The 11,548-nt window shown below is 41.2% G+C and carries 11 protein-coding genes; 5 read left to right on the forward strand and 6 right to left on the reverse strand.

The window, feature by feature from the left end; all coding sequences use genetic code 11:
• Nucleotides 1-26 precede the first annotated feature (26 nt).
• The 3 genes from U3A58_RS19975 to U3A58_RS19985 all read right to left on the reverse strand — a co-directional run bounded on the left by U3A58_RS19975 (nt 27) and on the right by U3A58_RS19985 (nt 5,478).
• Nucleotides 27-3,194 carry a SusC/RagA family TonB-linked outer membrane protein gene (locus U3A58_RS19975; RefSeq protein ID WP_323826170.1) on the reverse strand — a complete coding sequence of 1,056 codons (3,168 nt, stop codon included), beginning with the start codon at nt 3,192-3,194 and terminating at the stop codon, nt 27-29.
• On the reverse strand, nt 3,191-4,876 hold the full coding sequence (locus U3A58_RS19980) for a TlpA family protein disulfide reductase (protein WP_323826171.1): 1,686 nt from the start codon (nt 4,874-4,876) through the stop codon (nt 3,191-3,193). The genes U3A58_RS19975 and U3A58_RS19980 overlap by 4 nt, the downstream gene beginning before the upstream one ends.
• Before the next feature lie 407 nt (nt 4,877-5,283).
• Nucleotides 5,284-5,478 carry a hypothetical protein gene (locus U3A58_RS19985; RefSeq protein WP_323826172.1) on the reverse strand — a complete coding sequence of 65 codons (195 nt, stop codon included), beginning with the start codon at nt 5,476-5,478 and terminating at the stop codon, nt 5,284-5,286.
• Between the two features lie 122 nt (nt 5,479-5,600).
• On the opposite strand from U3A58_RS19985, the gene U3A58_RS19990 reads away from it, so the two are divergent.
• Nucleotides 5,601-5,822: a helix-turn-helix transcriptional regulator gene (locus U3A58_RS19990; RefSeq protein WP_323826173.1), complete on the forward strand. Its 222-nt coding sequence runs from the start codon at nt 5,601-5,603 to the stop codon at nt 5,820-5,822.
• Here U3A58_RS19990 and U3A58_RS19995 read toward each other — a convergent pair.
• Nucleotides 5,805-6,488 carry a HEPN domain-containing protein gene (locus U3A58_RS19995; RefSeq protein WP_323826174.1) on the reverse strand — a complete coding sequence of 228 codons (684 nt, stop codon included), beginning with the start codon at nt 6,486-6,488 and terminating at the stop codon, nt 5,805-5,807. The two genes, U3A58_RS19990 and U3A58_RS19995, sit on opposite strands and share 18 nt — an antisense overlap.
• A gap of 627 nt (nt 6,489-7,115) precedes the next feature.
• Here U3A58_RS19995 and U3A58_RS20000 point away from each other — a divergent pair.
• From U3A58_RS20000 to U3A58_RS20015, 4 genes are all read left to right on the forward strand, one after another.
• Nucleotides 7,116-7,856 (forward strand): TIGR04255 family protein, encoded by a 741-nt coding sequence (locus tag U3A58_RS20000; protein ID WP_323826175.1) that lies wholly within the window; start codon nt 7,116-7,118, stop codon nt 7,854-7,856.
• The gene (locus U3A58_RS20005) at nt 7,837-8,325 is read left to right on the forward strand and encodes a hypothetical protein (RefSeq protein ID WP_323826176.1); all 489 of its coding nucleotides are present in this window, start codon (nt 7,837-7,839) and stop codon (nt 8,323-8,325) included. Before U3A58_RS20000 ends, U3A58_RS20005 begins: the two co-directional genes overlap by 20 nt.
• A gap of 13 nt (nt 8,326-8,338) precedes the next feature.
• Nucleotides 8,339-8,710, forward strand: coding sequence for a hypothetical protein (locus U3A58_RS20010; protein WP_323826177.1), 372 nt, complete (start codon nt 8,339-8,341; stop codon nt 8,708-8,710).
• Nucleotides 8,711-9,236: 526 nt separating this feature from the next.
• A complete protein-coding gene (locus U3A58_RS20015) occupies nt 9,237-9,443 on the forward strand; it encodes a hypothetical protein (protein ID WP_323826178.1) in 207 nt (68 codons plus the stop codon).
• Between the two features lie 215 nt (nt 9,444-9,658).
• On the opposite strand, the gene U3A58_RS20020 is transcribed toward U3A58_RS20015, so the two are convergent.
• Entirely contained in the window at nt 9,659-10,642 is a 984-nt protein-coding gene (locus U3A58_RS20020; protein ID WP_323826179.1) for a polysaccharide deacetylase family protein, read from the reverse strand.
• Between the two features lie 60 nt (nt 10,643-10,702).
• Nucleotides 10,703-11,095: a four helix bundle protein gene (locus U3A58_RS20025; RefSeq protein WP_323826180.1), complete on the reverse strand. Its 393-nt coding sequence runs from the start codon at nt 11,093-11,095 to the stop codon at nt 10,703-10,705.
• Between the last annotated feature and the right edge of the window lie 453 nt (nt 11,096-11,548).

Below are 11,548 nucleotides of genomic sequence, written 5' to 3' on the forward strand. Positions count from 1 at the left end.
GCCTTCCCCTTCTTGAAGAGTTGTTTTTAGAATGTAAATGAGAGTCCCAAAGCCACTGTCCTTGGTAAATTGGAGTACCTGTGGTCAGGGTCATTCACCCTATCTGAGGCTTTCCAGATAAGGCCAAGATTGTTGAGGTAGCCATATACCTGAAACTTTTCAAAACGCGGCATTGCAAAATCATATCCTACTCTGATATCCTGAAAACGGATATGATCACCCTTTTCCACTAAAGCGGAACTTCTCAGGTAGAAGCTATTTCTCTGCCTGTTTACAGCATTTGGATCAGAAGGGATAAAGGTTTGATCTCCTAGAGCCTGCCATCGCTGATCATAGTCCGAATGAGAAATATTCCCTCTGTTGACCTCGTCATAATTCACCGACAGATCTCTGAAGTAATACCCTAACCTATAGGTGATATTAAATGAAAGGTTCCAGCCTTTCCAGTCAAATTGGTTTCTAAAAGCTCCGAAACTGGTAGGCCGTGAACTTCCATGGTAAATCAAGTCTTCCTCAGGCAATTGGAGTATGGCCTGATAGTCCTCACTGGCACTCCCCTCCATCAATCCCATAGGAGCTCCAGTATCCGGATTCAACCCTGCCCAGGGATAGGAATAAATATAATGCAATGGCTTACCCAACACTGGGACTTCTGCCCCTGGCTGGGACCCCATAATCTGAGATGGAGTAGGTTCATTTTCATAATCAGTCACCTTCTCTTTCACTACGCTATAAATGAAGGAACTCGTCCAACTGAACTCTCCTTTGGCCAACCTATAGTTGAGACTAAGATCCATGCCATTGGTCGAGGTAGATGCATAATTCAAAACAGCGCTATTGAATCCAGAAGAGGGATAAACCGACAATGGGCCCAACAGATCCTCACCTGTCTTTTTGTACAGATCCAGAGACCCAAACCATTTGCCATCGAATAGCTTATAATCCAGCCCAAGATTGATGATTTTAATTCTTTCCCATCTTAACTCTGGGTTGGGAGGTGTAAGGACTCCCAAAAATGGCTGCCCAACCAGATTATTATAGCCAGCTCCGTAATAGTAGGCCGTGGTATAAGCTGTCGCCTCAGTGTTGGTATTCCCATTGTACCCATAGGTGGCGCGAAGCTTCAAAAAGGATAACCAGGAAGTGGAAAGAAACTGCTCTTCAGAAGCTATCCATCCAAACCCAGCCGACCAAAGAGGGACAGTCTTTTGATTGGTATTCACTCCAAATAAATTGGACTTATCTACCCTCCCACTGGCATTTAGCAGGTATTTATGTTTCCAGGTATAACCTGCATTCACATAGGCGGAGAGGTATCGGTTAACCGTCCCGGAAAAATCATCCTGAAAAGAAATACTAGATTGAAAGCCTGTAGACAAACGCGGATAATAATTCACATAATCGACTGGCTGACTCACTCCTATCTTTTCATCATAGCCATAGGAACGGTAGGCACTTCCGTTACTCTGCTGATCTTTCAGCTCCACCCCTCCCAAAAGATTCAATAGATGTGATTCAGAAAATTCCTTGTCCCAACTAAGCTGAGCTCTAAGGGTATGACTGTAGGATCTGTTCTTGGCTTCATCCAATATACCTCCTACCGGTACGGCATGCATTAGATTTCCCTGCTCATCCTGACTGGTAAAATCATTGATCAGCTCCCTAGTGGTATAAGCTTCCAGCGGTTGCAGCGTAGAATTAAAGTAGCTATTAGTCCAATACTGATACAGGACCGAGGCTTTCAGACCAGGTAATAATTGATAGCCCAAATTGGCATTGATCCTTAAATCATTGGAACTGCTATTTTTGGGACTTAACCCTATTTCTTCCAATGGCACGTAGTTCCAGTTCAGGAGTCCCATAGGACTAACCGATTCCTTGAAGCGATCACTGAAGGACTGGGAAACCGGAAGAGGATTGCCCATTTCATCTCCCAGAATATCATAAGCAAAGAAATTGCTGATACCCGGCAAAGCTGATTCCGAAGTGGCCAAACTGAAATAGGTACCTACACCCACATCCAACTTTCTATTCAACAAGCTCCAATTTTGATTGGAGGAAAGGGTTAGACGGGAATTATATTCCGTAACCCGATCTCCCTTGGTATCATCCCATCCAGCGGAAAACGAATAGGTGTAAACATCAGATCCCCCTGAGATCCCCAGTGCATATTGCTGATGCAGGGAAGGTCTATAGAAATACTTTTCTAAATCATTCCGCACATCCTGTGATTTATAAACCTGCAGCGCCTGTTGCAATTCAGCATCGGAGATTTCCCCAGACTCATGCTGGAGTAAGGTTTCTACCACCGGGCTCAATCTGGGTTTGTTATATGCAGTGACTCGTCCGGCATAATATCCTTTCTGAAACAGCTTGACTTCCTGATCTACAAATCCTCCTATCTGCATCTGTGGGGTATAAAAAGCATCAGATTGCTGCCCCCAGGTCACATTGGTATTCAGACTGACCTTCATCCCCTGTCCTGCTCTACCCTTTTTAGTAGTAATCACAATTACACCATTTCCTGCTTTTGCTCCCCAAATGGAAGCCGCAGCGGCATCTTTCAATATGGTGATGCTTTCCACATCATTTGGATTGATACTGTTCAGGGAACCGTCATAGGCCAAGTTATCCACTACAATTAAGGGCTGATTTTCAGCAAGTATTGTACTGTTCCCCCTGATGGTGATGGTAGGTTCCTGATTGGTAGAAAAACCATCATTTACTACAAGGAGTCCAGGGGTGACATCAGCAAATCTCTCGAGAAGATTCTCAGTTACCCGACGGGTGATCAGTTCTTCATCCAGCTTCACGAATGATCCGGTAGTACGTTCTGGAGACAGTTCCTGAAAACCGGTAGAGACCACCTGAAACTCCTGTAAACTATGGAAGTCCTCCTCCAGTTGAATTCTTAAAGTTCCTGAAGCCGGTATGTTCAGCTCAATTTCCTGAGAGACATATCCTATATAGGAAGCCTTTAATGTAGATGGCCCATTGGGCAAATCCAGTTCAAATCTCCCCTCTTCGTCCGTCACCGTTCCGATCATTTTACCTTTGATAATTAGGTTGACTCCGGGCAGCGGTTCCCCGGACTGCTTATCCACTACTTCTCCGTTTAAGAGGTAGGTTGTTTGCTGTGCACACACGCTATTGAGCAGTAAGCACATGAGGCTAACTAGTATAAAATTCTTCATGGTGTTTTCTTAAGTTTAGCTGTGGATAAAGATGAATTGGAATTGATTCTTCTTACTTCCTTCAAAAAGTCTGATTCGAAGGCTGCATAGTTATTCCGGGAAAGGCCAAAGGATAAAATGACCCCGTCCCCATCAATCAGGAAGGTTCTGGGGTATCCGGAAACCTCGTAATAGTCCTTAAATACCTCTTTGGAATCTTTTAGCATGCGATAGTTGGGAATAGAGGGATCAGAGTATTCGCTGAGTTGATTGTGCCATAAATCCGGATCCCTGTCCACAGAGATGGCAATGAGGTCCACTCCCATAGACTTTGCCTTTTTCTGATACAGCGGATACAACATGTCCTTGAAATAATGGGCACTGTGGGGACAGGTAGAGAAATAAAAGTAGATCAGGCTGGGCTTACCGGTCAGCTCTGAAATCGAAAGCGTATCGTTCTGCAGGCTTTCCAAATCTAAATCCAGGATAGGGTCTCCGGGTACCACAGCTACTTTCATAGCCCACACCTTATCCTTCCAGGGACCTGCCTCCATCTGAGCCAGATACTGGTTCAACATGGATCCCGGCTCTGGGTAACTGCTGAGGTTTTGGGTCAGAAAACCCGCTGACAATCGATCTGCCAGTTCACCGGCATGATGCTCATTCATCACTTCAAAGAAGGATTGGTTCTCAATCAGAGCGAGCAGCGTAATTCTGTCCAGTTCCATATCCAGCCAGCTGGAAGCGACTAGTCGAGAAAGCTGGGAGAAATCATTTACTGGAATGGATTCAAGTAAAGACTTGATCTTTTGGTGAGCATCATGTAATTCTTCCCCTACATATATTCGGTGCAATTCCGGAAAATAGAAGCGATAAAGTCTGGACAATAAGGGCTGATAGTATTGGCCCAAGACCTCCAATTTATATAGCTCAATCTTCTCGGTTGAAAGGATATTCTCATTTTGAGCTAATAAGAAATCATACCCTGACAACTCCTGGTCAGCATTTTCAATCTGTTCAAGAAGGCTTATTAACCCCTCTTGGTCAAATTGTTCAAATTCCAGCCTTGCGCCGAAGATACTCTTCTGGGCTTCCCATTGCTCCCGGTAATCTTCCTGATCTAGAAGGGCGATAGGATCAGCCAAAACGATTTTTCTTGACCGGTCAAACTGTTCCTGAGCCCTCAGCCGTTTCACCTGGTATTGGAGCTCAAAGCCATCTGAAGCTGGACCAGCAAAGTTCAGCTGTTGCTCCAGAAGATTGACTTCTAACTTTATACTATCAGAAGGAAAGAGCAGGTATTTATCTAGAACCGTATGCTCCCCGATCTTCAAGGTCATATACTGTGGCCTATCAAAATCTGGAACATACGCTAAAAATCTCCTTACCCGTGGATCCAGTACCCCATCGAAGAAAGTCCCCTCCTTTATCTCTGGTACACGAGTTACCTGGCTATAGGTACTGGATCGGGAAAGGTAATTCGAGGTAAAGGTGAGCGTCAAAGGCCCCAAGGAATCCGGATTAATTAATTCACCATAGATCAGAGCTCCCAAGCGGGCAGAAGGACTCTCGCCCTCCTGCCCTGGGAAACCAGGCTGATAAACCAAATCTGTACCTGGGGGTGACTCAGCAACCTGTGCTGTGGATGTGCTTGTGGGAACGCATAGGTATCCCAGTAAGCATAGAAGTAATAGTTTTTTCATGCTTTTGATGTTTGTAATGCTGGGTGTCGGATGTCCGGTGAGAGTACCGTCATTGCGAGGAGGTACGACGAAGCAATCTCAGCGCAATGATCAGTCGTCAGTGTTACCGTCACTGCGAGGTGAGGCACGTGTCGTGGCAGTCTCAATCGGAATCTTCCATCATTTTAATAATGAATGAAGAATGATGAATTCCGAATGATGAAGTCTCAGTACTAGCATCTAGCTACTTAATACCAACCAGACATAGTAATCCCACCTCAGTCTATCCGACCAACCAGCAATTGTTATAACCAATAAATAAGATGTGTCAGCTCTACCGGCTATTCATAGCTTGCTGACGTGAGTGTGTGGTAACCGATCTGCTCAGGGATGTGCACCTCCCCTTTCACGGCCTTAAAAATGAACCCTTAGATTGGGTTTTTGGGCTTCAATGGAAATAATATATCCATAGTGCCACCTTCCTGCTGTGCAGGAGCTGCTTTAGGCAAATATACCGGAAGTGCTAGCCTCCCTGTCCCATTGCTGGGGCCTGAGAAGATGCCCGAGCCTCGAATAAAATAGGAGGCTGCACTTCCAATGTCGAAAATCAATTTGACCATCATCCTGAATTTTAGGCTTCTCAGACCAGCAACGAGGATGATAAGTAATCAAACATAAAAAAACTCACCTAATAAAACAAATATGTTTAGTACAAATTTTCTAATACTACCCAAATTCCCTTTGTATGGAAGGATTAGAGGATTTTAAGGTGAAATTGGGCCGGAAAATTAAAAATTTAAGAGAAGAGAAAGATCTAACACAAGGAAAACTTGGTGATCTAATCGAAAAAGATTATCAAGCAATTAGCAGACTTGAAAGGGGTCTAGTAAACCCATCTGCTTATTTGGTATTGCAAATTGCCAATGCATTGGAAGTAAAAATAGAGGATCTATTTTTCTTTGATTAAACTATCAAGTCTTTCCATTTCAAATAAACAAGCTGCTTCTACAATTTCTTGCATTTTTTTAACCTTACTTTCCACGAAAATGCAATCCTCTAATGAAACTTGATACTTTTTATTATATCGAGCATCGATATATCCTTTTTTTAAAATATCTAATCGATCCCTCTCAGTCTTATTATTGCTGGAAAAATCAAATAAGTAAAATAATTCCTTGCTAAGATGTTTAGAATAAATTCTTAAATTTTCCAAGTTGTGTGACTTAGGCTTAAAGCCTGTCAAAACTAATAAGATCGATGCATAGAAATGCTCAACTGCTTGGTGGTACTCAAACATTGCTTTCCTAAGACTACCTCTCTTAATACAATTATGCCCGTCAATTAAAAAATCCTTGCCCATTTGCAGCCATATGTCAAAATACTCCTGAGCTCGATCCTTCATTTGCTGTGGACATAGTTTTCCAGGTTTGACAAACTCTGAGTTGCCAGAGTCGAATAATGTTATCCCTTCGTCTATGATCTCCTTGAAAAAATACTGACCAATGGAAAGACCCTCATTAATATAATCAATGCTATGGACAAGGGGGCTTACAATCCCCATTACGGAATTAATCGCTTTATTTTCAATCTTGCTCTTAAGCTCATGTTCCTTAAAGGAATTGTCCTTGGTCACCACCAGGAAATCANTGGACAAGGGGGCTTACAATCCCCATTACGGAATTAATCGCTTTATTTTCAATCTTGCTCTTAAGCTCATGTTCCTTAAAGGAATTGTCCTTGGTCACCACCAGGAAATCAAAATCACTCCTGTAAACGAAAGTAACACCATCTTCCACAGTAATATCATCCACCCATTTACCTTTAGCGTAACTACCAAAAAGAATGACCTTTTCCGGATCAGCCACTTCCAAAATGATATCCAAAGCTTTAGCGATTTCATATTGCTTTTTGGGTGGTAAAAGAGGAAGTTTTTTGCTTAAATCCATGCCTTAAAAGTAACAAAAATGGCTGTTCAATCAATATTGGTAAAAGTTTTCTTCTTAAATTGATAGTGCAACCTGTTTTTCTACCATGAAGAAATTTCTTTTAGTCTTAATCTTATTCTTCACCACATCGACACTACTCCTCGCCCAAGAGCGTCATGGTCCGTACAAGATTCATAAGTTTGTGGACGGAGATACCTTTTGAGTGAAGCTAGAGACTATAAAATAGAAGAAATCTGAATAGAAATAAGGAGTTTTGACGCTTAATAATTCTTAAAAAAGATTAGAATTTCCTTTAATAAATTAAATTTGGACAAATGAGTAGCACAAAGCTAAAAAAAGCACCATTAAAGGAAGTCATTTTTGAACTACGGTGGGAACCCGCCGTTGATATTACTGGTGTTCAAATTGATAATGGATTTGATTTGGCTCAGGGGAAATTTGCCTCCAGACAAGAGCAAGAATTTCCAGTATATAAAAAATTACTCCCTGACAATATTCCTTTTAAGATTTATGGCTCTCCAATCAATCAATTTTGGAAAGGTGAGCTCGAATGGCCAGTTGTTCAACATGGTCAAGGTGTATTAGCTATCAATGATGTAGAGGCAAGTTATGAATGGGAAGAGAAATTTTTCCCACTAATCAAAGCTACTGTAGGCAATTTAATTGCCAGCTATAGCACCCCCTTGAAATTTAATAGAATTAAACTTCATTATATAGATGCTTGTGACATAGTAGAAGGAGATGGTATTGAGTTTATGAAAACTAATCTTCAAACTGAAATTTTAACGAGATACGAAATCCCCGGCAACCAACGTAATTTCAATATTCAACAAGGATATGAACTTGAAGAAGGTTCAGTCCTGACCCTTTCAATTTCAAACGGTCTTAATAACCAAAATAACCAGAAGTCAGTAATATGGAATACGGTAGTAGAAAAAGCCGGGAAAATTGAAAAATTTGAAATAATTCCATGGCTCGAATCTGCTCATTCCCACACTTCATCTATGTTTAAGAAAATGCTAAATCCTGATTTTTATGCAAACCTTGATAGCTAATTATTCTACGCCAGCAGAATTTCAAAGAGATCAATATTTAACTGCTACAGTTCACACTACTGCCCGGATTGATCGGTTCAAAAGCCCCAGCCTTTCTATTTTTGCAGATAATCAAATTCCTCAGGAGTTGAGACTGAATAATCGAATTTTTAATTTACTTGAAGAATTTTCAGACCTAAGGGACAATTGGGATGAAGATGGGGCGATTGCACCAACTAAAAATATTCTGGAACAAGTATATTTTATTGTTCAAGTCTTAACAAGTGTCGGGCAAAATATATTCACTACAGCTCCAGGCCCAAATGGGGAAATAATGATAGATATCAGAGGCGTTAATAATAAATCAGTTGAGCTAATTTTTTATCAAAACCGATCTATTGCTGTTTATTTTCCTGAAAACGGAAAGCCTACTCAAGAAGATTTTCAAGCCCAAGACTTACCAGCAGTTTTAAGGTGGCTAAATCAATAATATTTAGTTATCCATGAACAAAGGTGACAAAATACCGATTGAAGAGTTGCTTTACCGTAGAGGATTTTCCACTCCTGAAAAAAAATATTGTAACCCAGATGGAACTGCTACCTCTAGGGTATTTAAACTTCGTGAAAAAGATGAAGGAATGTTGTCTGTAGACCTAAAATCCAGAACGGATCCAGAAAGGGCGATTATAGACTCGAGTAGGTTTATGCTTTTTGAATTCAAAAATGAGTCAGTTGAGGAATTAGATTTAGAGACAATATATGATCCATTGGGTGATGGGAGTAATGATGCACATTCACTAGTCATAGGAATGCAAATGGATGACGATATAGCTCCTGGATATCTCGCTAGGAATAGCAAAAGAGTAATCATCTAATTTGCGTTCTTCAGCCAATATTCTTTTAGTGGTTATTGGTTTGTCACGGCGGACTGGTGACCCCCGACCCCTTCCCGATAGTTATCGCGGAACGAAGAATTTAAAATGAAAAAATTACGAATTTAAAATGAAGGTGCCGATAGCTATCAGGATAAAATGAGAGGAATTGAAAATTTAAAATGATGGAATGGAGAATTTAAAATGGTGGGAAGTGGGAAGTTGGGAATTAGAAAGCCTGCCGTAGGTAGGCACTATGGGTAGCTCCGCCACGGACAGGCAAGGGTTTCAACCCTGGGTAAAAAATGAAATAAAATCCATTGCCTCCTGCCCAAGATCATCATCTGGAAACTAGAAATAATGCAGGAGGATGGAAACGAATCCATATGGGAGAGTGGTCTGTGTTACCCCCGACCCCTTCCCGATAGTTATCGCGGAACGAAGAATTTAAAATGAAGGAATTAGGAATTTAAAATGAGGGTCCCAATAGCTATCAGGATAAAATGAAGGAATTGGAAGTTTAAAATATATGAAAATAGAGAGGTGTGAGAATCACCCTGAAGGGGTGAAACCATTAATAGCCATGGGTGAAACCCATGGTAAAGAAAGATTAAAGGCCATTTCCCTCGGCGCAGGGTCATTTTTGGAAGAGGTAAGTTTGTGCCGAGGAATGGAAACGAATCGATATGAAAAAATAGCCTGTGTAGCAAAGGGAAAGAGCAGAAATTTAAAATGAGAAGAAGTTGAATTTGGAAGGCAGTCAGTAGACTGCAATATCAAAAGCACAAGTCTGGAGACTTGCCCTAGATGAGAAATGGTCTGTGGAGACACAGACCACGGTGTGGACACAAAAAAACCTCAGATCATCACGATCTGAGGTTTTTGAATTTTAGGAAGGTACGGGCGAATGATTATTCGCCCCTACATGGATATGCATACAAAATTAGAAATCTATTCCTGCATTTGTTTCTTATTTACCAACTCCCCTATCCCACGCATGTTCAGAGATTGCATTCCGTATTCTGCATTCAGGTTTTTGTAATGGGTTAGGATATCATCCAGTTCTGCCAGGGAACTTTCAGGACTGGCGCCGAAATTATGTGGATGCCACCAGAGATGATACACCTCGCCATGTTTGGCAGCGTATTCCATTTCTGATTTTATTCTCGCCAAACGGCTTTTGTTCATGATCATATTATACTGTTGCTGTGGACGGAGGATCCTGGAAGCAGGAATAATAAGAGGCTCATTATCAAATACGGTTACCTCCTCCAAAGGATAGGAAGTCCTTGCTCCTACCTTAAAAAAGCAGTCTGCAGATCGGAAGATCTTCTTACTTAGGTTCTCATGCTGGGTCTCCTGCCAAAACCAATTCCTGGGATTTCCACGCACATACTTGTAGCCCTCCTCCAAGCAAACACCTAAGTATAATTCATTGATGTGATTGCGGGGGAAAACCAGGGATTCCAAGCTTACGCCGAACTTATCCTGGGAGATTCTTTGGGTGGCCTTGAGGTCTTCCCGGAACTGCTCGGGGCTTTGACCCCGCATCAGGGTGTAATAATGCGCAAAGGTATGTGAGCCTAATTCCTGACCGGGAGTGTCTATCACTTGCTGGATCAGTTCTGGAGCAAAGTGTACCTCAGGTCTGATTCCATGCTTTTTGACCCACTCATAGGCGGAGTATTTTCTATCCCGGTATGATGGCAAAAACTTCGGTGAATAAGACTTCCATTCCTCCTCATTTTCTGCAAAGAGCATCCCTACGGTAGCCCGGGTAGTCTGGATATTTGCTGCCGCAAACTTCTCCAGCATTATTGGTACAAGCTGCCGGGTATTTAGGAAGTAGGAAGGTTTGTAGCCTGTTCCTATTTTATCGAAGATTCCCCATAGGAGTTCGAAGTCTAGGGAGATGGTGAAGGATCCTTTTGGCATTAATTGATTGATGATTGGAGATTGGGAGATTAGAGATTAAGAGAATAGAGATTAGAGATTTTATGTCTTTCTTAAATTATTTATATGTTCTCTTTTTAGATAGAAAATAAAGCCATTTAATACTTTCAGCGATTCAATTATCATTAATCTGTGTTTTAAATAAACCTCTTCAGAAATGTAGCCTTCGTCTCTAGCTTCAATGACATGATCCAAAATTTCTGATATTGAACCTCTTGAATTATAATAGAATTTGTTGCAGTCTAAATAATGAAATCTACCCCAGCCTTCAGCGATATTGGCCGTAGCAGATCTAGCTGCTCTGACAACTTGAGATCGCAATTCATATTTTTCAGTTGAAGGAAATTTACTTACGACTTCTCTTTTTAGACTTTTTTTCAACTCATAAGCTAACTGCCAACATTTTAGGTTTTCAAAAGTTTCTGATCGATCCATGATTTAAGTTTTTAAAAAGTGAATTTATAGTACTAAAATAAGTAATCGTTTGGAGATAAAGAGATTGGGAGATTAGAGATTAGAGATTAGAGATTAGAGATTGGAGATTGGAGATTAGAGATTGGAGATTAGAGATTGGAGATTAGAGATTAGAGATTAGAGATTAGAGATTAGAGATTGGAGATTGGAGATTGGAGATTGGAGATTGGAGATTGGAGATTGGAGATTAGAGATTGGAGATTAGAGATTAGAGATTAGAGATTAGAGATTGGAGATTGGAGATTGGAGATTGGAGATTGGAGCCCCGATAGCTCGGGGGGAGATTCGCGTACGAGACTGTAATCTAAACTCTGTCTAAGACTTTGAATTTAAGTTAAAGTTTATAAGATAGAGCAGTATGAAAGAACAAGAATCGACATTCAAGAAGAAAGTATTAGACCAGTTTTTATCAGG

Source organism: Algoriphagus persicinus, from assembly GCF_035156415.1.
In the GTDB taxonomy this organism is placed as follows: Bacteria; Bacteroidota; Bacteroidia; order Cytophagales; family Cyclobacteriaceae; genus Algoriphagus; species Algoriphagus persicinus.